The sequence below is a fragment of the Agrobacterium sp. NPDC058088 genome (genome assembly GCF_042885035.1).
Lineage (GTDB): Bacteria > Pseudomonadota > Alphaproteobacteria > Rhizobiales > Rhizobiaceae > Agrobacterium.
On the sequence record NZ_JBHVSU010000001.1, the window covers coordinates 669,141 to 689,589 of the forward strand.

Sequence of the window (20,449 nt, forward strand, 5' to 3'; positions counted from 1 at the left end):
TTTTATTGATACACGCATTCCAAATACGCGACGTCATCCTTGCCCTTGAGGCGAGGATCTAATCACGTTTCCTCCAGTCGCCACGTAGCAGATGCTCGGGACAAGCCCGAGCATGATGGATGAAGTATTTATTCCAGCCTCCAAAGCAAAGCCCCGATGGCACTCCGTTTGCCGTAGCCAAATGAAACGAAAAGGAGATTTGCCCTTAGCTCAACGCCACCGCAATCTCAGCCGCCAGCTGCGCATTGTTGCGAACTAGCGCGATATTGGTCTCAAGGCTACGGCCATCCGTCAGGCGGAAAATATCACCCAGCAGATACGGCGTGACCGCCTTGCCGGTCACTTCATCCCGCTCGGCGTGCGAGATGGCGCGGTTGATGTAGATTTCCATCTCCTCGCGCGGAATTTCGTCGGCTTCTGGCACGGGATTGGCTACCAGCATGCCGCCATCGATGCCCAGCTGTTCGCGGGTTACCTGGAAATTGGCAATCGCCGCCGGGCTGTTGAGCGAAAGCGGGCTCGCCAGGCCCGAGGAACGAGACCAGAAGGCCGGGAATTCTTCCGAACCGAAGGTGACGACGGGTACGCCGTTGGTTTCGAGGACTTCGAGTGTCTTCGGGATATCAAGGATCGCCTTGGCGCCGGCGCAGACGACGATCACTCCGGTCTTGGCAAGCTCGGTCAAATCCGCGGAGATGTCGAAGGTCTCTTCCGCACCCTTGTGCACGCCGCCAATGCCGCCGGTCGCGAAAACGCGGATGCCGGCGCGAGCAGCGGCGATCATGGTCGCGGCAACCGTCGTCGCGCCCGTGCGGCGCTCGGCGATCGCAAAGGCGATATCGGCGCGCGAGACCTTCATGGCATCCGTGGTCTGCGCCAGTGCCTCGAGCTGATCCTTCTCGAGGCCGATATGCAGCGTGCCGTGAATGACGGCGATGGTGGCCGGAACCGCGCCCTGATCACGGATGATCTGCTCGACGCTTTCCGCCATCTCGATATTGCCGGGATAGGGCATGCCATGGGTGATGATGGTCGATTCGAGCGCGACAATCGGCGCACCGCGCTGCTTGGCGGCGGCGACTTCCTGAGAATAGACGATGGGCAGGAGAGGGGAGATGGGGCGGGTCATTTACATTGTTCCAGTTCTTAAAAGCGGTTCATGCCAGTATTTCAGCCTGGGGAACAAGCCCCAACATGGCCTCGACACTGTCTTTTGATAGCTCATGTGAGGTGGCAAAGGGTGACTGCACGGTAATGGCCGCTGCCGCGGCCCCCTGTCTCAGCGCCTCCCTAATTGTTTTTCCCTCGGCAATGGCAGCGAGATAACCGGAAGCCATGGCATCCCCGGCGCCGGTGACGTCCTTCACCTCGCGGATGAGGGGCGGGTGGAGGATCGCTTTTTCCGTTTCGTTGAAGGCCACGACTTCGCTTGCTCCGCGGGTGACCACGCCGCCGGAAAGCCCAGCCTTGCGCAGAATATCTGGCCATTCACGAACGTCAGCCGCCGTCTCGCCGGTGAGCGCGCGCGCTTCCGCCTCGTTCATGAAGAGGATGTCGATATCGCCGAGCGCCGGTTTCAGCTTCACCGCCTTCGCCGGCGAAATCGCTATGGCTGCCAGCGGCTTCTCGCAGGCGCGGGCAACGAGTCCGAGCGCCGTCAGCGTATCCTCGGGCAGGTTGGCGTCGCAGAGCAGGATATCGCTCGCCGTTATCGCCTCGCGCACGGCGCGTATCTTGAGGCGGCGCGGCGTGAAGAGCTTGTAGAGGTCCATATCGGCAAGCGCGATGACGAGATTGCCGTCACGCTCCAGAATGGCGGTGTAGCTTGGCGTGCGCCGGTCGAGGAAGGTGAACGGCGTGTCCTCGACGCCTGCCTGCCGCGCAGCCTCCGCCACCGCTTCGCCTGTCACGTCGCCGCCCCGCGGGGCGATGATGCGGACTTGAAAGCCAAGCCGGGAAAGGTTGCGCGCGGCGTTGAAACCACCGCCGCCTGCCTCCTCCATCCACGAGCCTGGGTTGCTGGCGCCGGGTGCCGTTTCAGTCTCGATCATGCCGCGCCTGTCGATGTGCGCGCCGCCCAGAACGAGTATTTTCTTCACGCTTGCGTTTCCCTCTTTGGCGGATGGTCAGGCCGGACGATTCGGCCTAAACTGACGTCTTCCTGATCTCGCCTCCGGTTGACGGCAAGGGGCCGCGCACAGAAAAACGAAAGCAGAACAAACGACTTATCACTATTTGTTTTCAATATGCTGGCTCAGCCTTGTGAAATGAGAACAAATAGAGTACATACCGTTCCCATACTGCTACATTGCCTGTGCGGCTTCAATAACCTAAAGGTGGTTCGGATGGCACAAAATTCTTTGCGTCTCGTAGAGGATAAATCGGTGGATAAAAGCAAGGCACTGGAAGCGGCGCTCTCCCAGATCGAACGGTCGTTCGGCAAGGGATCGATCATGAAGCTCGGTTCCAATGAAAATGTGGTTGAAGTGGAAACCGTTTCGACGGGGTCACTCAGCTTGGATATCGCGCTCGGCATCGGCGGTCTGCCGAAGGGGCGCATCATTGAAATTTATGGTCCGGAAAGCTCGGGTAAAACGACGCTGGCGCTGCAGACCATTGCGGAAGCCCAGAAGAAGGGCGGCATCTGCGCCTTCGTTGATGCCGAACATGCGCTTGATCCGGTCTATGCCCGCAAGCTTGGCGTTGATCTGCAGGGTCTTCTGATCTCGCAGCCGGATACGGGCGAGCAGGCGCTTGAAATCACCGATACGCTGGTGCGTTCCGGCGCGGTTGACGTGCTCGTGGTCGACTCCGTTGCGGCGCTGACGCCGCGGGCGGAAATTGAAGGCGAGATGGGCGACAGCCTGCCGGGTCTTCAGGCCCGCCTGATGAGCCAGGCGCTGCGCAAGCTGACCGCTTCGATCTCGAAGTCGAAGTGCATGGTCATCTTCATCAACCAGATCCGTATGAAGATCGGCGTCATGTTCGGTTCGCCCGAAACGACGACCGGCGGTAACGCGCTCAAGTTCTACGCCTCGGTTCGCCTCGACATCCGCCGTATCGGCGCGGTCAAGGAACGCGAAGAGGTTGTCGGCAACCAGACCCGCGTCAAGGTCGTCAAGAACAAGATGGCGCCGCCCTTCAAGCAGGTGGAATTCGACATCATGTATGGCGAAGGTGTTTCCAAGACCGGTGAACTTGTCGACCTTGGCGTAAAAGCCGGTATCGTTGAAAAGTCCGGTGCCTGGTTCTCCTATAACAGCCAGCGTCTGGGGCAGGGGCGTGAAAACGCCAAGACCTTCCTGCGCGACAATCCGGATACGGCAAACGAGATCGAACTGGCGCTGCGCCAGAATGCCGGTCTGATCGCTGACCGGTTCCTGCAGAATGGTGGTCCGGATGCCGGCGACAGCGACGGTGACGGTGACGAAGGCTGATATGCAAGAAGGCCCGGACATCGAACGTCTGGCCGCTTTTCTGAAATGAGCTGATTGAAATGAATTGGGCCGTGTGATTTCCCGTCGCATGGTCCTTTTTCTTTGTCGGTGCGCCTTCACCGGTCTCCATGGCTGGACAGGGCTGGATACGGACGATAAAAGCCAGTGATTTTGCAATATGGCCATCGTTTCAGGTGGCGGTGATGGACTCCAGCTGTGAGCGGTGTGTGGGCATGAGCGGTGTAAATGAAATTCGGTCGACCTTTCTCGACTACTTCAAGAAGAACGGACACGAGATTGTGCCCTCCAGCCCGCTGGTGCCGCGCAACGATCCGACGCTGATGTTCACCAATGCCGGCATGGTGCAGTTCAAGAACGTCTTCACCGGTCTCGAAAGCCGTCCCTATTCCACGGCCGCATCTGCGCAGAAATGCGTGCGCGCTGGCGGCAAGCATAATGACCTCGACAATGTCGGTTATACCGCCCGTCACCACACGTTCTTCGAAATGCTCGGCAATTTCTCCTTTGGCGATTATTTCAAGGAAGAGGCGATCACGCACGCCTGGAACCTGATCACCAGGGAATTCGGCATCGACCGCAACCGTCTGCTGGTCACGGTTTATCACACCGACGACGAGGCCTTTAACCTCTGGAAGAAGATTGCCGGTTTCTCCGACGACCGCATCATCCGTATCCCGACCAGCGACAATTTCTGGGCGATGGGCGATACCGGTCCCTGCGGTCCCTGTTCCGAAATCTTCTATGACCACGGCGATCATATATGGGGCGGCCCGCCCGGCTCGCCGGAAGAGGATGGCGACCGGTTCATCGAAATCTGGAACCTCGTCTTCATGCAATATGAGCAGGTGACGAAGGAAGAGCGCATCGACCTGCCGCGTCCGTCGATCGATACCGGCATGGGTCTGGAGCGTATCTCTGCGCTGCTGCAGGGCAAGCACGACAATTATGATACGGACCTGTTCCGCGCGCTGATCGCCGCTTCCGTCGAAGCGACAGGCGTTCCGGCTGAAGGCGAAAAGCGCGCCAGCCACCGCGTCATCGCCGACCACCTGCGGTCGTCCGCTTTCCTGATCGCCGATGGCGTCCTGCCGTCCAATGAAGGCCGTGGTTACGTTCTGCGCCGCATCATGCGCCGCGCCATGCGCCATGCCGAACTTCTCGGCGCACGCGAGCCGCTGATCTACAAGCTGCTGCCATCGCTGGTCCAGCAGATGGGCCGCGCCTATCCGGAACTGATCCGCGCCGAAGCGTTGATCTCCGAAACGCTGAAGCTCGAGGAAACCCGTTTCCGCAAGACGCTGGAACGCGGCCTGTCGCTGCTGTCGGACGCAACCTCGACCCTGCACAAGGGTGACATGCTGGATGGCGAAACCGCTTTCAAGCTTTACGACACCTATGGTTTCCCGCTCGACCTGACGCAGGACGCGCTGCGCGCCCGCGAAATCGGCGTCGATATTTCCGGTTTCACCGATGCCATGGAGCGCCAGAAGGCGGAAGCCCGCTCGCATTGGGCCGGCTCCGGCGACAAGGCCACCGAAACGATCTGGTTCGAACTCAAGGAAAAGCTCGGCGCGACCGAGTTCCTCGGTTATGACACGGAGACTGCCGAAGGCGTCATTCAGGCCATCGTCAAGGAGGGCAAGGCCGTTGAGAGCGCTGCGGATGGCGAGACCGTGCAGGTTGTCGTCAACCAGACTCCGTTTTATGGCGAGTCCGGCGGCCAGATGGGCGATACCGGCGTCATCACCGGCGATAATGGCGCCTTTGCCGTTTCCGACACCCAGAAGCGCGGCGAAGGCCTCTTCGTCCACATGGGCACCGTTTCCAAGGGCGGCCTGAAGGTCGGCGATGCCGTTCAGCTGACAGTCGATCATGACCGTCGCTCGCGTCTGCGCGCCAATCACTCCGCCACCCACCTGCTGCATGAGGCGTTGCGTGAAGTGCTCGGCACCCACGTCGCGCAGAAGGGGTCGCTCGTCGCGCCCGAGCGCCTGCGCTTTGATGTGTCGCATCCGAAGCCGATGTCGGCCGAGGAGCTAAAGGTCGTTGAAGAGATGGCCAATGAAATCGTGTTGCAGAACTCGCCTGTCGTTACCCGCCTGATGAGCGTCGATGACGCCATTGCCGAGGGCGCGATGGCGCTGTTCGGCGAAAAATACGGTGACGAGGTTCGTGTCGTCTCCATGGGCACAGGCTTGCATGGCTCGAAAGCCAACCGTCCTTATTCCGTCGAGCTTTGTGGCGGCACGCATGTGGGCGCCACCGGCCAGATCGGTCTCATCCGCATTCTCGGTGAAAGCGCCGTGGGTGCGGGCGTGCGACGCCTTGAAGCGGTAACCGGCCAGGGCGCGCTTGCCTATCTTTCTGAACAGGATGAGCGGGTGAAGGCGCTGGCCTCGTCACTGAAGGTTCAGCCGGGCGATGTTCTGTCGCGGGTTGAAGGCCTGCTGGACGAGCGCAAGAAGCTGGAGCGTGAGCTTGCTGATGCCCGCCGGAAGCTCGCCATGGGCGGCGGTTCGGCCGATGCCGGCGCAAGCGACGTCAAGCAGGTCGCGGGCGTCAACTTCCTGGCAAAATCCCTTGCTGGTATCGATGCCAAGGATCTCAAGGGGCTTGCTGATGAGGCCAAGGCCAACCTTGGCTCTGGCGTTGTGCTGCTGATCGCCGTTTCCGAGGATGGCAAGGCGAGCGCTGTCGCCGCCGTGACCGAAGATCTGACGGCCCGTTTCAGCGCTGTCGATATCGTCCGCACCGCGTCTGCCGCCCTTGGCGGCAAGGGCGGCGGCGGTCGCCCGGATATGGCGCAGGCCGGCGGCCCGGATGGCGCCAAGGCGCAGGATGCCATCGAAGCGGTTGCTGCGGCGCTGGCCGCATAATCCGGAAAAGTTGAAGAGGGCGGGGTTTTACCCCGCCTTTTTTTGTTTCAGCCTTGGCCACCGAAGAAGCTACCGGCCGGTATTATTCCGTTTCCGTTGCCTGCAAATCCTTAGCCGCTTCCTCATCAAGCTGGGCGGCCCGCTTGAAGGCCGCGCGATCAGTGAGGTGCGCCATATAGTCCAGAAAGGCCGGGCGTTTTTCGATGGTGCCGAAGTGCAGGCCCCAGCCAATATGGGCGCCCACATAGACATCCGCGGCGGTAAAGAGATCGCCGGCGATGAAGCGATTTTCGCTGACGGCTCGTTCAAGCGTATTCATCACATCCGCATAGCTGCCGCAGCCGGCCATGCGCAACTTCTCCTTCGGCACTTCGAAACCCATTGCCTTCATGCTCGCTGCCATTTCCAGCGGGCCTGCGGCAAAGAACATCCAGCGGTAATAAAGCCCGCGCGACTTGGGTGTGGGCGCAAGGTTCGCGCCGGGAAATGCGTCTGCGAGGTAGGCGCAGATTGCTGCGGCTTCGGTAACGATCGTGTCGCCATGTTTGATCGCCGGCACCTTCGCCATCGGATTGATCAGCCGGTAGGCGGGCGATTTCATAGAGGTTCTGAAACCAAGTATCTCGGTTCGGTATGGAACCCCCACTTCTTCCAGCATCCATCGCGCGATGCGCCCGCGCGACATGGGGTTGGTGTAAAATATCAATTCACTCATGCTTTTGCCTCCCCAAGCAAAATCGTTGCAGCGTGGCGCAAAAAACAACAGGATTTCATGCCCACGCTTCGCATTTATGTCCGCAACATTCCTCGCTTGTTCCCTAAGGTTGCGCGGATGCTCCGATGAATGGTTGACTGTGCCGGGCAAGTTATGTGCAAGTAGATGCTGTTTAATCTTAGTCTTATTGTTGTGCTGGCCCTAAACACGCGGAATCAAATTCTGCGCCTAGTGCAACGGCTAATCAAGATACCGTGAACAAAAAGAAACCTGGCATTGCGCCGGACTTTTTTTCTCTTATCAGGCAACTTCAGCGCTCAACGATATTTGTTCGCTATCTGGTTGTCTGTTTCGTTTCTATGCGGCCAATATTTCTTCTATACCGTGCAAATAAAAAACCCGGCGCTGAGGCCGGGTTTTGAAGTCGCTTAGAAAGCGGGCTTAAGCAGCCATCGCCTTCTTGAGGTTTTCGTCGATCTTGTCGAGGAAAGCGGTGGTGGAGAGCCAGGGCTGATCCGGTCCGATGAGGAGCGCGAGGTCCTTGGTCATGAAGCCGCTTTCGACGGTGTCGACGCAGACGGTCTCGAGCGTCGTCGCGAACTTTGCGAGTTCCGCATTGTCGTCCAGCTTGGCGCGGTGGGCAAGGCCACGGGTCCAGGCGAAGATCGAGGCGATCGAGTTGGTCGAGGTTTCCTGACCCTTCTGGTGCTGACGGTAGTGGCGCGTGACCGTGCCGTGTGCAGCTTCGGCTTCGACCGTGCGGCCATCGGGCGACAGAAGAACCGAGGTCATCAGGCCGAGCGAACCGAAGCCCTGCGCAACCGTGTCGGACTGAACGTCGCCATCATAGTTTTTGCAGGCCCAGATGTAGCCGCCGGACCACTTCAGCGCGGAAGCGACCATGTCGTCGATGAGGCGGTGCTCATAGGTGATGCCGGCTTCGTCGAACTGCGCCTTGAACTCGGTCTGGTAGACTTCTTCGAAGATATCCTTGAAGCGACCGTCATAGGCCTTGAGGATGGTGTTCTTCGTGGAGAGGTAGACCGGCCACTTGCGCATCAGGCCATAGTTCATGGAGGCGCGGGCGAATTCCCGGATGGATTCGTCGAGGTTGTACATGGCGAGAGCCACGCCGGCGCTCGGCGCGTCGAAAACGTCCTTCTCGATGACCTGGCCGTCTTCACCGACGAACTTGATGGTCAGCTTGCCCTTGCCGGGAAACTTGAAGTCGGTTGCCTTGTACTGGTCGCCGAAAGCGTGACGGCCGACAACGATCGGCTTCGTCCAGCCCGGAACGAGGCGCGGAACGTTCTTGCAGATGATCGGCTCGCGGAAGATGACGCCGCCCAGAATGTTGCGGATCGTGCCGTTCGGGCTCTTCCACATCTGCTTCAGGCCGAATTCCTCGACGCGCTGCTCATCCGGGGTGATGGTGGCGCACTTGATGCCGACGCCGTGCTTCTTGATGGCGTGGGCCGCATCGACCGTGACCTGATCGTTGGTGGCATCGCGGTTTTCAACCGAGAGATCGTAATATTCGATGTCGAGATCGAGGTATGGCAGGATCAGCTTGTCCTTGATGAGCTGCCAGATGATACGGGTCATTTCGTCGCCGTCGAGATCGACGACCGGATTGGCTACCTTGATCTTTGCCATGAATTCCTCACCTTCGAAGCTGTGGCGCCTGTTGACGCCAATAGTCGGAAAAATATCCGGTGCGGCTATAGCATCGCAAGCGCCTGAGGCAAAGCCATGGGGGGCGCTTTTTTGGCGCAGCGCAATAACGCTTTGCGCATTGCCAAACCATAATGCCGGAATACAGTCAGGCGAATCGCTTCGCCCGTCTCTGGGCCTCTACCGGGATCACACTATGCGGAAAATTCTGCTTCTGACTGCCGCCGTTCTCTTTTCCCACGCCGCCCTCGCTGCCGGTCCCGCCGATCCCGTCCAGAAGGTGATGGATATCACCGTCAAGAACTGGTCCGGCGATGCGGAAAACTGGAAATACATCTTTGACGAGGACATGCTGACCAGCCTGTTCAGCAAGGATTTCGTCGCGCAATATCGCGAAGCCTCCAAAAAACCTGCTTACGAGGCCGAAAGCGGCGAGAAGGGCGATCCTTTCGGTTATGACGTCGTGACAAACTCCCAGGACGGCTGCCCGATTCAGGACGTTTCGGTGACCGCGGGGGCGGTGAAGGACGGCGTGACCGATGTGACGGCGAAATTCAAGCTCTGGGCCTGTATGGACGAGGCCGAGATAAAGGCGACCGTCGACGAGGTTCATTTCGATGTCATCGAGGAAGATGGCCGGCCTGTTATCAGCGATATTCACCGGGTGGGTGACGAGGGCAGGGATTCACTGCGCGAAGAGATGGCGAATATCATCAAGGGGGAATGAGGTCGGAGATACGGATATTGGTGCACTCGAAAACCTCTCCTCCGTTATTCTCGGGCTTGTCCCACTGCTGTCCGGTTTAAATTTCCGGACAGGCTGCGATCCCCTTGAGGTCGGTGGTGAAGGGTGAACATTCACACGACGTCATCCTCGGCCCTGTGCCGAGGATCTAACCACGTCGAATGAAATCAATACGTTGCAGATGGCAGGGACAAGCCCGAGGATGACGTCAAATGTGAGGTGGCAGCCCTCCATCCACTCGAAAGTCGCCATTTGCCCGTTCCGACTTTGATTTTAGCGCCGATCTGTGCCAGTGAAGCGCGCTTTACAGTATCGGCGTGAAAGTCGATGCGACGCTTTTAAAAAAAACGGACAAACGACGATGGCAGGCACAAACAGCGAGCTTGAACTTCTGGCGGAAGGCCCGGCGATCATTCTGGTCGAACCGCAGCTCGGCGAAAATATCGGCATGGTGGCGCGGGCCATGGCCAATTTCGGTCTCTCCGAATTGCGTCTGGTCAATCCGCGGGACGGCTGGCCGAGCGAGAAGGCGCGTGCTGCCGCTTCCAAGGCCGATCATGTCATTGACGGCACCAAGGTGTTCGAGACGCTGGAAGAGGCGATCAAGGATCTCAACTTCGTTTATGCCACGACCGCGCGCGAGCGTTACGGCTTCAAGCCGGTGCGTGCGCCCGTTACTGCCGCCGATACGCTCCGGGCAAAATTCAAGGCTGGCGAAAAGACCGGCATCCTGTTCGGGCGCGAGCGCTGGGGGCTGACGAATGAGGAAGTGGCGCTGGCGGACGAGATCGTGACCTTCCCGGTCAATCCCGCCTTTGCCTCGCTCAATATCGCGCAGGCTGTGCTTCTGATGTCCTATGAGTGGATGAAGTCCGGCATGGACGATCTGGGGGAGACGCTGTTCCAGTCCGTTGAGCAGCGGCCTTCCACCAAGGAGCAGGTCTTCGGCCTGTTCGAACACATTGAAGAGGCGCTCGATGCGCGCGGTTATTTCCATCCTGCTGAAAAAAAGCCGAAAATGGTCGACAATCTGCGGGCCGTGCTGTCGAGACGGGGTTTTTCCGAACAGGAAATCAGCGTTTTCCGCGGCGTGATCAATTCGCTCGACCGTTTCCCGCGGCAATGGCCGAAGAAGACGGGCAGGGCAGCGGGGCCAACGGCCGAGGGAGCAGGGGAGAATGCTGAAGACGAGTGAGGCGGCGGCCGATGTGCTGAAACCGGTGCTGGTATTCGATTCCGGCATTGGCGGGCTGACGGTTCTGCGCGAGGCGCGGGTGCTGATGCCCGAGCGCGGCTTCATCTACGTGGCTGACGATGCGGGTTTTCCCTATGGTGGCTGGGAAGAGGAGGCGCTGAAGGCGCGCATTCTCTCACTTTTTGAAAGGCTGCTGCAGGAGTACAGCCCGGAAGTCTGCATCATCGCCTGCAACACGGCCTTCACACTTGCGGGTGCAGATCTTCGTGCCCGTTTTCCTGACATGACTTTCGTTGGCACCGTGCCCGCCATCAAACCGGCGGCGGAGCGGACACGCTCCGGCCTCGTCTCCGTGCTTGCGACGCCCGGTACTGTCAAGCGGGCCTATACGCGCGATCTCATCCAGTCCTTTGCCACCCAATGCCATGTGCGCTTGGTCGGCTCTGAAAACCTCGCGCGTATGGCAGAAAGCTGGATCAGGGGCGAGCCGGTATCCGATGAGGCGGTGCTGGCTGAAATTGAACCCTGTTTCATAGACAGCGACGGCAAGCGCACCGATATCGTCGTGCTTGCCTGCACCCACTACCCCTTCATGGCCAATGTGTTTCGCCGGCTGGCGCCATGGCCGGTGGACTGGCTTGATCCGGCGGAGGCAATCGCCCGGCGTGCCCGACATCTGGTGCCGTTGCCACAGGATGCGGAACATCCCGATGGTTTCGACTTCGCCGTCTTCACCTCGGGCAAGCCGGATTTCGCCACGCGGCGGCTGATGCAGGGTTTTGGTCTCAGCGTTCCGGCCGCCTGAAAGCGTGTTGTATTTTTGCACCGCCTTTGCTCGTCTTTTGCAATTCGAGATTGCGACCTCTTGTCGCGTCCGATTTCCTGTGTAAGATGTATTTTGTCTGTAACCGCAATAGATGGAGGCGTGAAATGAGCAACAACGTGAATATGCGCCTTAATGGCATGTCAGGCCTCTTTGGCATGATTGTCGGCGGTTATGTGATGCGAGGCATCTCCCTCCGATAAGGCTTATGGCCTGATTCCCCAGCCGTTTGGCATTTCAACTTCGTCCGACATGTGACTTGCGCGTCTGCGTGGCTTAAGTGCTGCGCCCGTCGTTTCCGCATGTCTTTTTCCATCGATAGAGGACCTGGCCGCCTTGCCGCGCCGGGATGGATTTCCCATGCAGAATGAACAACCATTGGTAGCATATGCGCTGCCGGATGCGGTGGACCGTCTGTTCGCCACATTCGGCGTCTGGAAGACGCTCAAAACGGTGCTCGTGGCCGCGGTCGTGCCGCGCGCGCCGCCCACTGATCCTGCCGATCTGCCGGAACGTCTTCTGGTCGATATCGGCGTCGATCCGTCGCGGGTGAAGCGGCGACGGCAATGGGAGGTCCCTCCCTGGGCGCCGCGGTTTTGATGTGACGGTCTCTCCCGTACAGACAGGCGGGAGGGGCCGTAGCGAATTCTGACCGCCGACGGCGAAGACAATCCTGCAGGGATGTTTTTCGGGTTGTCACAAGAGAGCTGCACGGTTTGTAAAATCCGGCTTGAAGCGAAACATTTTCCGTGGCTTGCTCAAGACTCGGGATAGAGGGGACCAATCATGCCACTGGAAAACTGGCTGGCCTTTGTGGCCGCATCCGCCATCATGCTTGCCATTCCAGGACCGACCATCCTGCTGGTGATTTCTTATGCGCTGGGCCATGGCCGCAAGGCCAGTACTGCAACGGTGACCGGGGTGGCGCTCGGCGATTTTACTGCCATGACCGCCTCGATGATGGGACTTGGGGCGTTGCTCGCCACCTCCGCGGCCCTGTTCACCGGTCTGAAATGGATTGGCGCGGCTTATCTCATTTATCTCGGCATCAAGCTGTGGCGTTCGCCGGTTGGTGACGCGGCGGAAAACACGGGTGTGACCGGCCGTGAAAGACCGCTTAAAATCTTCCTGCATGCCTATATCGTCACCGCGCTGAACCCGAAGAGCATTGTGTTTTTCGTGGCCTTCCTGCCGCAGTTTCTGGTGCCGACGCTACCCTTCTGGCCGCAGGTGCTGATTTTCGAGGTGACCTTCCTGGTGCTTGCCACTGTCAATGCGGCGCTTTATGGACTTCTGGCAAGTGCCGCCCGCGACACGATCCGCAAGCCTGGGGTTCAGCGCATCGTCAACCGCACGGGCGGTGGTCTCCTGATCGGCGCCGGCCTCATTACCTTCGGCTGGAAGAGGGCGGTTTCGGCTTAAAGCCCCTCAAACACCTGAGGTGTCGATCGCCTGAAATTCGGACATACAAAATGGCATTGCCGCATATATTTCTTGCCCTGATCACCGTGTTTTTGTGGGGCTTCAACTTCGTCGTCATCAAGGTGGGCGTCGCCGATATGCCGCCCCTGTTTTTGACGGGTGTGCGTTATTTCTTTGCGGCGGTGCCCCTGGTGTTCTTCCTGCCGAAACCCAATGTGCTTTGGCGGCACATGATCGTTTACGGCATGGCCATGGGCTTCGTGCAGTTCGGCCTGCTTTACCCCGCCATCAAGCTCGGGCTGCCAGCGGGGCTCGCGTCGCTGGTCATGCAGTCACAGGCCTTCTTCACGCTGGCGCTTGCCGTGGTGTTCCTCGGTGAACGGCCATTGCCGTCGCAGGTCTTCGGCGCGATCATCGCTTTTGGCGGGCTGGCGGTCATCGGTGTGGAGCGGATGACGGCGGCGGCGCTGGTACCGCTTCTGATGGGCGTCGGTTCCGCGATTGCCTGGGCCTGTGGCAACATCGTCAATCGCCGTATCGGCCAGGTTAATGCCGTCTCCTTCGTTGCCTGGACCAGTCTTGTGCCCGTTCTGCCGTTGATCCTGCTGTCGCTCGTGGTGGAAGGGCCGGAAGCGATTGCCGAAGGGATGGCCAATGCGACCCCGACCATGGCTTTTGTGGTGATCTACATGGCCTATGGCGCGACGATCGTGGGTGCTGGGATATGGAGTTACCTGCTTCTGCGCTATCCGGCTGGAACGGTGGCGCCATTTTCGCTGCTGGTGCCAATTGTCGGGTTTATCAGCGCCTACCTCGCTTTTGCCGAACATATTACCGTTTTCGAAGTGGTCGGCGCAGCACTGGTCATTTTGGGGCTCGCGCTCAACGTCTTTGGCCGGCGCATCGGCGCTTCACGCTTTTGGGTAAGGTCTGCGCAGGGCTAAGAGCGAATTGCCTGTGCATTATCGGCAAGGGTGAGACGCAACAGGCAATTTTTTGCTAAAGACCATGTCCGGCCGTCTCTTGAGGGAATCGGTCATGATATGCAGCACAGGGAATGGAACATTGCAGGTCGGTATCGACATGGGAACCCTATCGGGCGGGCAGCAGGCCAAGCTCGATATTGAAGAATTGCTTGCGACGCGCCTGCTGGTGCAGGGCAATTCCGGTTCCGGCAAGTCGCATCTGCTGCGCCGGCTGCTGGAGCAATCGGCGCCATGGGTGCAGCAGGTCATCATCGATCCCGAGGGTGATTTCGTCACGCTCTCCGACAAATTCGGCCATGTTGTGGTGGATGGCGAGCGCACGGAAGCCGAGCTTGCCGGCATTGCCAACCGCATTCGCCAGCACCGCGTCTCCTGCGTGCTGACGCTGGAAGGCCTCGATATCGAACAGCAGATGCGGGCGGCGGCGGCTTTCCTCAACGGCCTGTTCGATGCCGATCGCGAATTCTGGTATCCCGTGCTTGTGGTGGTGGACGAAGCGCAGATGTTTGCGCCCTCCGTTGCTGGTGAAGTCACGGAAGATGCCCGCAAGGCCTCGCTTGGCGCGATGACCAATCTGATGTGCCGTGGCCGTAAACGTGGTCTTGCCGGCGTCATCGCTACGCAGCGATTGGCCAAGCTTGCAAAGAACGTGGCCGCGGAAGCCTCCAACTTCCTGATGGGCCGCACTTTCCTTGATATCGATATGGCGCGCGCAGCCGATCTGCTCGGCATGGACCGGCGGCAGGCGGAAATGTTCCGCGATCTCCAGCGGGGCAATTTCGTGGCGCTCGGCCCGGCGCTTTCGCGCCGCCCACTGCCCATCGTCATCGGGGCGGTGGAAACCTCGGCGCGCTCCTCTTCACCGAAGCTGATGCCGCTGCCGGATGCGCCGCAGGACGTCGAAGACCTGATTTTTACGCCCGATCCGGAAGAGTTTACGCGCGCCGCGGTGCGCCGCACGCCGCCTGCACCGCGCCCGACCAACGACATTCTCGCCGAGCTTTCCCGCTCCACGCCCGCGGCCGTTGGTACTTCGCCCGAGCCGTCGCTCCGGGCTGGGCAGCCGGAGATGACACCGGAGGAGCGCGAGGAGAAGATCGCAGCGGTGCTTGTCGAAATTCTCGACGATCCGCAATCGGCCTATCGCACCGATGCCGTACTCTATCAGGATTTTCTGGTGCGCGCCCGTATGCGCCGCATTCCCGGCACGCCGATGACGCTGGCGGAATTCCGCCGGCAGGTGGCGATTGCCCGCTCCGGCGTGGATGCGGCGATGGCGGCGAGCGAAGGCTGGGAAAAGGCGCTGGAATTGTCCATGTCCGTCTCCGATGATCTGCAGGGTGTCTTCCTGCTTCTGGTCAAGGCGGCACTGGGTGAAGAGCCTTGCCCGTCAGACGCCCGCATTGCCCGCGCCTACGGCACCCATTCCGCCCGCCGCGCGCGGCGGCTGCTCGGTTATTTCGAGGAGAAGGAGCTTGTGGTGGTGCATGCCGATTTCTCCGGCAAGCGCATCGTGGCTTTCCCTGATCTCGATGCAAAAACCGCACCCGGCGATGCGGATGCGGCTGAGGATGATGCGAGACTGGCGGCTGAGTGAGGTTGCGGCAGGTTTCCCTGCCGCTCGCCCTTGGAAGTCTTACTCTATGGCCTTCGCTTCTTTCCGCGTCGCAATCAGCGAACCGATGATGCCGGTCGCGAGGATGGCGACGGTGACGCCAAGCGAGACGGCCGGCGGGATCTTGGCGATGCCCAGCATGTCGGCCACGAAAATCTTGGAACCGACGAAGACCAGAACCGCAGCCAATGCATATTTCAGGTAGGCGAAGCGGTGGATCAGGGCGGCAAGCGCAAAATAGAGGGCGCGCAGGCCGAGGATCGCGAAGATGTTCGACGTGTAGACGATAAACGGATCGGTGGTGATCGCGAAGATCGCCGGGATCGAATCGACCGCGAAGATCAGGTCGGCGATTTCAACCATGATGAGCGCCAGAAATAGCGGCGTCACGAAGGTCTTCAGCTTTCCGGTCGTTTCATCGGTCTCCTTGACGAAGAACTTCTCGCCATGCAGCCTGTTTGTCACTGGCAGGTGACTGCGCAGGAATTTCAGGATTCGGTTATTGCCGATGTCGTTCTCGTCATGGTCGGAGGAAAACAGCATCTTGAGGCCGGTAAAGACGAGGAAGGCCGCAAAGAGATAAAGCACCCAGTGGAAGTTTTCGACGATGGCCGCACCACCGGCGATCATGATGCCGCGCAGGATGATGACGCCGAGGATACCCCAGAGCAGCACGCGGTGTTGATACTGGCGGGGAATGGCGAAATAGGAGAAGATCATGGCGATGATGAAGATATTGTCCATCGCCAGGCTTTTTTCGACAACAAAGCCGGTGACATATTCCATCGCCGATTGCTGGCCGGACTGATACCAGATCCAGCCGCCAAAGGCCAAGCCGATGGCGATGTAGAAGCCCGACATCAGCAGGCTTTCACGAATGCCGATTTCCTTGGAATTCTTGTGCAGCACGCCGAGATCGAGCGCCAGGAGGCCAAGGACGAGAGAAATGAAGACCGCCCACATCCATGTGGGGGTGCCGAGAAAATCCGATAGAAGAAAGTCCATCAGTCAACCTTTAGCCGGACGAGGTTGGCTTTACGGATGGGGGACGTGTGTGAAGAATATACGTGGGCCCCAACCTTAACAAACTCGACATCACGTGTTGTCCGGTAACACGCCAGAGGGGCCCGAGTTCTGATCACGAAGGAGAGATGGGTGGGCACTTTCGCTTTTCAAGAGGAGACTTCAGAAAAAAGCGAAAAGCCTTGTTTGACAAAACCGTGAAAGCTCTGTAGAAGCCGCCCCAACGCCGGGCAGTGATGCCCGGTGTGTTTTGTTGACTGCCCTGCAGTTTAAGAACTGACGTTCGGCGGTCAATATCACCGACATGTCCCGTGGTTTCTCCATTTGCATGTGAGAAGCCTGTCAGAGGCCCTGAAACGGGCCTCAGAGGAGGGCGTGTTTCCTTAAACCGGTCTGGCAACAGGCCGGCATAAACCTTTGAGAAGGAAATACGATGAGCAAGCGCGAATCGGCTAAGTATAAAATTGACCGCCGCATGGGCGAAAACATCTGGGGCCGTCCGAAGTCCCCGGTTAACCGCCGCGAATACGGCCCGGGCCAGCACGGCCAGCGCCGCAAGGGCAAGATGAGCGACTTCGGCACGCAGCTGCGCGCCAAGCAGAAGCTCAAGGGCTACTACGGCGAACTGCGCGAAAAGCAGTTCCGCGCTACCTTCGACGAAGCAAACCGTCGCAAGGGCGATACCTCTGAGAACCTGATCGGCCTGCTCGAGTCGCGTCTGGACGCCATCGTCTACCGCGCCAAGTTCGTTCCGACCGTTTTCGCGTCGCGCCAGTTCATCAACCATGGCCACGTCACGGTTAACGGCGTTCGCGTCAACATCGGTTCTTACCGCTGCAAGCCGGGCGACGTTATCGAAGTTCGCCAGAAGTCCAAGCAGCTCGTCACCGTTCTGGAAGCCGTTCAGCTTGCTGAGCGTGACGTTCCTGACTACATCGAAGTTGACCACAACAAGATGGTTGCGACCTACGCCCGCGTTCCGGCTCTCTCCGACGTTCCGTACCCGGTCGTCATGGAACCGCATCTGGTCGTCGAATTCTACTCGCGTTAATCGACGCGTTTCAGTATTCAGGAAGCCGCCCTTCGGGGCGGCTTTTTTGTTTGCTGGGGAAGGCTTTGCATGCAGGACATTCAGGGTATCGTCGATTCCATCCATGACAGCATGCTACCGAGGCTGGGCGAGGGGAAGGTTGCGGATTACATTCCCGAGCTCGCCAAGGTCGATCCCAAACAGTTCGGCATTGCCATCACCACGGTCGATGGAACCACTTATACAGCCGGCAATGCGCTGACGCCGTTTTCGATCCAGAGTATCTCCAAGGTCTTCATGCTGACGCTGGCACTCGGCAAGGCCGGCGAGACGGTGTGGAACCGGGTGGGGCGAGAACCATCGGGATCATCGTTCAACTCCATCGTCCAGCTGGAGCATGAGCACGGTATCCCGCGCAATCCCTTCGTGAACGCGGGTGCCATCGTCGTGACTGATATCGTGCTGGCCGGCCACCAGCCGCGCGAGGCGATCGGCGAGTTTTTGCGCTTTGTGCGCTACCTTGCTGACGATGACACGATCAGCATTGACGATACGGTGGCGAAATCCGAGCAGGCGACGGGTTTCCGCAATTTCGCGCTCGCCAATTTCATGCGCTCTTTCGGCAATCTGCACCATCCCGTGGAATATACGCTCGGCGTCTATTTCCATCAGTGCGCGCTTTCCATGACCTGCGCGCAGCTTTCCCGAGCTGGCCTGTTTCTGGCCAATCGCGGCCGCAACCCGCTCACCGGCCACACGGTCGTATCGGACCGCCGCGCACGGCGCATCAATGCGCTGATGCTGACCTGCGGTCATTATGACGGATCGGGCGATTTCGCGTATCATGTCGGCCTGCCGGGCAAGAGCGGCGTCGGCGGCGGCATCATGGCGGTGGCGCCGGGCAAGGCGTCTATTGCGGTCTGGTCGCCAGGCCTCAACAAGGTCGGCAATTCGGCGCTCGGGTCACAGGCGCTGGAAATGCTGGCGACGAAAACCGGCTGGTCCGTATTCGGGGCTTGATATTGCCGGCGGATGGGGGCATTGCCTGCATTAAGAACGGCAGTCGAGCCGGAGCGAGCGGATGATGGATATTCTCACCAGGATCGATGATTTTTCAGATCAGGCCGGAACTGACGACGTCGGGGCGGATCAGCACGCGTCCGAAGACAACGGCAATTCGCATCCTCTGTTCGATCATGCGCCGCGTTCGGTCTCGTTCAACAAGCTGCGCAAACGGCTGTTGCGCAATGTGCGCCAGGCCTTCGAAGATTTCGGCATGCTGAATGGCCAGAAGCGCTGGCTTGTGGGCCTTTCCGGCGGCAAGGACAGCTATGGGCTGCTGGCGCTGCTGCTTGATCTCAAATGGCGCGGCCTTTTGCCGGTGGAACTGATTGCCTGCAATCTCGATCAGGGCCAGCCGAATTTCCCCAAGCACGTGTTGCCGGAGTATCTGGCGAAGATCGGCGTTGCCCATCGCATCGAATATCGTGACACCTATTCGGTGGTGAAGGAGAAGGTGCCCTCCGGCGGCACCTATTGTTCGCTCTGTTCGCGGCTGCGGCGCGGCAATCTCTACCGCATCGCGCGGGAGGAGGGCTGTGACGCACTGCTTCTTGGCCATCACCGGGAGGATATTCTCGAAACCTTCTTCATGAACTTCTTCCATGGCGGCCGGCTGGCCGGCATGCCCGCGAAGCTTCTGAATGACGAGGGCGACCTGATGGTCATGCGCCCGCTCGCCTATTGCGCCGAAGAAGACATGGCGAAATTCGCGGCGGCGATGGAATTTCCGATCATTCCCTGTGACCTCTGTGGCTCACAGGACGGGCTTCAGCGCAATGCGATGAAAGAGATGCTGGCGGATATCGAACGGCGCATGCCAGGCCGCAAGGACGTGATGTTGCGGGCGCTGGCGCATGTGAACCCCTCGCATCTGCTCGATCCCAGGCTTTTTGATTTTTCGGCGCTTGCTGTCACCGGGGCGTCACCTGAAGAGCGTAGGGAGGCCAGCCCTCCCTGATGAAGAAGTGCCCCGTGCCATGAGCCTTTCCGATAAAGATATCGAATTCCTTGTTTCCACCGTCGCCGCTGCCGGCCGACAGGAAATCATGCCCCGCTTCCGAAACCTGAACGCAAGCGCCATCTCCGAAAAGACCTCCGCTGTCGATCTCGTCACCGAGGCAGACGTTCTGGCGGAAAAGGCGATTACCGTCGCGCTGCTTGAGCGGTTTCCAAAGGCCCATATTGTCGGCGAAGAGACCTATGAGGCGGATCCCTCCGTCATTCCAGCCCTTGCCGATGCGCCGTTTGCTTTCGTGATCGATCCCATAGACGGCACTTTCAATTATGCCTCCGGCTTTCCCGCTTTCGGCACGCTGCTTGCAGTCACCGTCAAGGGTGAGACGGTGGCGGGTATTATCCACGATCCTGTCATGGGCGATACCATCGTTGCGCTGAAAGGCGAGGGGGCGTATCTCCACCGCAAGAACGGCTCGCAGGCCAAGCTCAAGGTCGCCGATCCCGTGCCATTGTCCGAAATGGTCGGTATCTTTTCGTGGGGCCATAGCCATGAGGATCGCCGTCCTGTCATCGCCGCCAATATGGCCAAGATAAAGATGGCGCTTTCAGTCAATTGCTCAGCGCATGAATATTGGCTTGCCTCGGCCGGAAAGCTGCATTTCATCGGCCATGAAAAGCTGATGCCGTGGGATCATCTCGCCGGCGTGCTTGTTCATCAGGAGGCGGGTGGTTACACGGCCCGTTTCGACAATACGCCCTATCGGCCCGGCCAGACGACGGGCGGCATCCTGTCGGCTCCCGACAGGGAGAGCTGGAAGATGCTGCGACGGGAAATCGTCGCCTTATAAGATTGATGCTCACATAGAAG

The 20,449-nt window shown here is 59.3% G+C and carries 18 protein-coding genes; 13 read left to right on the forward strand and 5 right to left on the reverse strand.

All coding sequences use genetic code 11. The features are described 5' to 3' along the window. Window positions 1-205: 205 nt before the first annotated feature. Complete coding sequence (locus tag ACFVTJ_RS03300) at window positions 206-1,129, reverse strand: pseudouridine-5'-phosphate glycosidase (RefSeq protein WP_386904593.1); 924 nt, start codon at window positions 1,127-1,129, stop codon at window positions 206-208. A gap of 28 nt (window positions 1,130-1,157) precedes the next feature. Next, window positions 1,158-2,099, reverse strand: a complete 942-nt coding sequence (locus ACFVTJ_RS03305) for a carbohydrate kinase family protein (RefSeq protein ID WP_386904595.1) — start codon at window positions 2,097-2,099, stop codon at window positions 1,158-1,160. A 246-nt stretch (window positions 2,100-2,345) separates the two neighbouring features. On the opposite strand from ACFVTJ_RS03305, the gene recA reads away from it, so the two are divergent. Next, window positions 2,346-3,437, forward strand: coding sequence for a recombinase RecA (recA, locus tag ACFVTJ_RS03310; protein ID WP_269825059.1), 1,092 nt, complete (start codon window positions 2,346-2,348; stop codon window positions 3,435-3,437). Between the two features lie 233 nt (window positions 3,438-3,670). Beyond that, window positions 3,671-6,334, forward strand: coding sequence for an alanine--tRNA ligase (gene alaS / locus ACFVTJ_RS03315; protein ID WP_386904597.1), 2,664 nt, complete (start codon window positions 3,671-3,673; stop codon window positions 6,332-6,334). An 82-nt stretch (window positions 6,335-6,416) separates the two neighbouring features. Here alaS and ACFVTJ_RS03320 read toward each other — a convergent pair whose 3' ends face one another. After that, complete coding sequence (locus ACFVTJ_RS03320) at window positions 6,417-7,049, reverse strand: glutathione S-transferase family protein (protein WP_386904599.1); 633 nt, start codon at window positions 7,047-7,049, stop codon at window positions 6,417-6,419. Between the two features lie 441 nt (window positions 7,050-7,490). Further along, complete coding sequence (locus ACFVTJ_RS03325; protein WP_386904601.1) at window positions 7,491-8,705, reverse strand: NADP-dependent isocitrate dehydrogenase; 1,215 nt, start codon at window positions 8,703-8,705, stop codon at window positions 7,491-7,493. Between the two features lie 214 nt (window positions 8,706-8,919). Between ACFVTJ_RS03325 and ACFVTJ_RS03330 the strand changes: the two genes are divergently transcribed. From ACFVTJ_RS03330 to ACFVTJ_RS03360, 7 genes are all read left to right on the forward strand, one after another. Next, a complete protein-coding gene (locus ACFVTJ_RS03330; RefSeq protein ID WP_386904603.1) occupies window positions 8,920-9,450 on the forward strand; it encodes a hypothetical protein in 531 nt (176 codons plus the stop codon). A gap of 379 nt (window positions 9,451-9,829) precedes the next feature. After that, window positions 9,830-10,663, forward strand: a complete 834-nt coding sequence (locus ACFVTJ_RS03335; RefSeq protein WP_386904604.1) for an RNA methyltransferase — start codon at window positions 9,830-9,832, stop codon at window positions 10,661-10,663. Continuing rightward, entirely contained in the window at window positions 10,647-11,468 is an 822-nt protein-coding gene (murI, locus tag ACFVTJ_RS03340) for a glutamate racemase (protein ID WP_386904606.1), read from the forward strand. The genes ACFVTJ_RS03335 and murI overlap by 17 nt, the downstream gene beginning before the upstream one ends. A gap of 378 nt (window positions 11,469-11,846) precedes the next feature. After that, window positions 11,847-12,086, forward strand: a complete 240-nt coding sequence (locus tag ACFVTJ_RS03345) for a hypothetical protein (protein WP_386904608.1) — start codon at window positions 11,847-11,849, stop codon at window positions 12,084-12,086. Between the two features lie 186 nt (window positions 12,087-12,272). Beyond that, window positions 12,273-12,908: a LysE family translocator gene (locus ACFVTJ_RS03350; protein ID WP_386904610.1), complete on the forward strand. Its 636-nt coding sequence runs from the start codon at window positions 12,273-12,275 to the stop codon at window positions 12,906-12,908. A gap of 50 nt (window positions 12,909-12,958) precedes the next feature. Next, entirely contained in the window at window positions 12,959-13,852 is an 894-nt protein-coding gene (locus tag ACFVTJ_RS03355; protein ID WP_386904612.1) for an EamA family transporter, read from the forward strand. 121 nt (window positions 13,853-13,973) lie between these two features. Then, a complete protein-coding gene (locus ACFVTJ_RS03360; protein WP_386905261.1) occupies window positions 13,974-15,491 on the forward strand; it encodes a helicase HerA domain-containing protein in 1,518 nt (505 codons plus the stop codon). A 39-nt stretch (window positions 15,492-15,530) separates the two neighbouring features. Here the strand turns inward: ACFVTJ_RS03360 and ACFVTJ_RS03365 are convergent, their stop codons facing one another. Then, window positions 15,531-16,514, reverse strand: coding sequence for a TerC family protein (locus ACFVTJ_RS03365; protein ID WP_386904613.1), 984 nt, complete (start codon window positions 16,512-16,514; stop codon window positions 15,531-15,533). A gap of 451 nt (window positions 16,515-16,965) precedes the next feature. On the opposite strand from ACFVTJ_RS03365, the gene rpsD reads away from it, so the two are divergent. The 4 genes from rpsD to ACFVTJ_RS03385 all read left to right on the forward strand — a co-directional run bounded on the left by rpsD (window position 16,966) and on the right by ACFVTJ_RS03385 (window position 20,429). Continuing rightward, on the forward strand, window positions 16,966-17,583 hold the full coding sequence (rpsD, locus tag ACFVTJ_RS03370) for a 30S ribosomal protein S4 (RefSeq protein WP_003520423.1): 618 nt from the start codon (window positions 16,966-16,968) through the stop codon (window positions 17,581-17,583). Window positions 17,584-17,652: 69 nt separating this feature from the next. After that, the gene (locus ACFVTJ_RS03375) at window positions 17,653-18,582 is read left to right on the forward strand and encodes a glutaminase (protein ID WP_386904616.1); all 930 of its coding nucleotides are present in this window, start codon (window positions 17,653-17,655) and stop codon (window positions 18,580-18,582) included. 61 nt (window positions 18,583-18,643) lie between these two features. Then, complete coding sequence (gene ttcA, locus ACFVTJ_RS03380; RefSeq protein ID WP_386904618.1) at window positions 18,644-19,582, forward strand: tRNA 2-thiocytidine(32) synthetase TtcA; 939 nt, start codon at window positions 18,644-18,646, stop codon at window positions 19,580-19,582. A 19-nt stretch (window positions 19,583-19,601) separates the two neighbouring features. After that, a complete protein-coding gene (locus ACFVTJ_RS03385) occupies window positions 19,602-20,429 on the forward strand; it encodes an inositol monophosphatase family protein (protein WP_386904620.1) in 828 nt (275 codons plus the stop codon). Window positions 20,430-20,449 lie beyond the last annotated feature (20 nt).

Coding starts and splice junctions, on each gene's coding strand:
- ACFVTJ_RS03300 (WP_386904593.1), bottom strand. CDS start 1,129: ATGACCCGCCCCATCTCCCCTCTCCTGCCCATCGTCTATTCTCAGGAA.
- recA (WP_269825059.1), top strand. CDS start 2,346: ATGGCACAAAATTCTTTGCGTCTCGTAGAGGATAAATCGGTGGATAAA.
- alaS (WP_386904597.1), top strand. CDS start 3,671: ATGAGCGGTGTAAATGAAATTCGGTCGACCTTTCTCGACTACTTCAAG.
- ACFVTJ_RS03320 (WP_386904599.1), bottom strand. CDS start 7,049: ATGAGTGAATTGATATTTTACACCAACCCCATGTCGCGCGGGCGCATC.
- ACFVTJ_RS03325 (WP_386904601.1), bottom strand. CDS start 8,705: ATGGCAAAGATCAAGGTAGCCAATCCGGTCGTCGATCTCGACGGCGAC.
- ACFVTJ_RS03330 (WP_386904603.1), top strand. CDS start 8,920: ATGCGGAAAATTCTGCTTCTGACTGCCGCCGTTCTCTTTTCCCACGCC.
- ACFVTJ_RS03335 (WP_386904604.1), top strand. CDS start 9,830: ATGGCAGGCACAAACAGCGAGCTTGAACTTCTGGCGGAAGGCCCGGCG.
- murI (WP_386904606.1), top strand. CDS start 10,647: ATGCTGAAGACGAGTGAGGCGGCGGCCGATGTGCTGAAACCGGTGCTG.
- ACFVTJ_RS03345 (WP_386904608.1), top strand. CDS start 11,847: ATGCAGAATGAACAACCATTGGTAGCATATGCGCTGCCGGATGCGGTG.
- ACFVTJ_RS03350 (WP_386904610.1), top strand. CDS start 12,273: ATGCCACTGGAAAACTGGCTGGCCTTTGTGGCCGCATCCGCCATCATG.
- ACFVTJ_RS03355 (WP_386904612.1), top strand. CDS start 12,959: ATGGCATTGCCGCATATATTTCTTGCCCTGATCACCGTGTTTTTGTGG.
- ACFVTJ_RS03365 (WP_386904613.1), bottom strand. CDS start 16,514: ATGGACTTTCTTCTATCGGATTTTCTCGGCACCCCCACATGGATGTGG.
- rpsD (WP_003520423.1), top strand. CDS start 16,966: ATGAGCAAGCGCGAATCGGCTAAGTATAAAATTGACCGCCGCATGGGC.
- ACFVTJ_RS03375 (WP_386904616.1), top strand. CDS start 17,653: ATGCAGGACATTCAGGGTATCGTCGATTCCATCCATGACAGCATGCTA.
- ttcA (WP_386904618.1), top strand. CDS start 18,644: ATGATGGATATTCTCACCAGGATCGATGATTTTTCAGATCAGGCCGGA.
- ACFVTJ_RS03385 (WP_386904620.1), top strand. CDS start 19,602: ATGAGCCTTTCCGATAAAGATATCGAATTCCTTGTTTCCACCGTCGCC.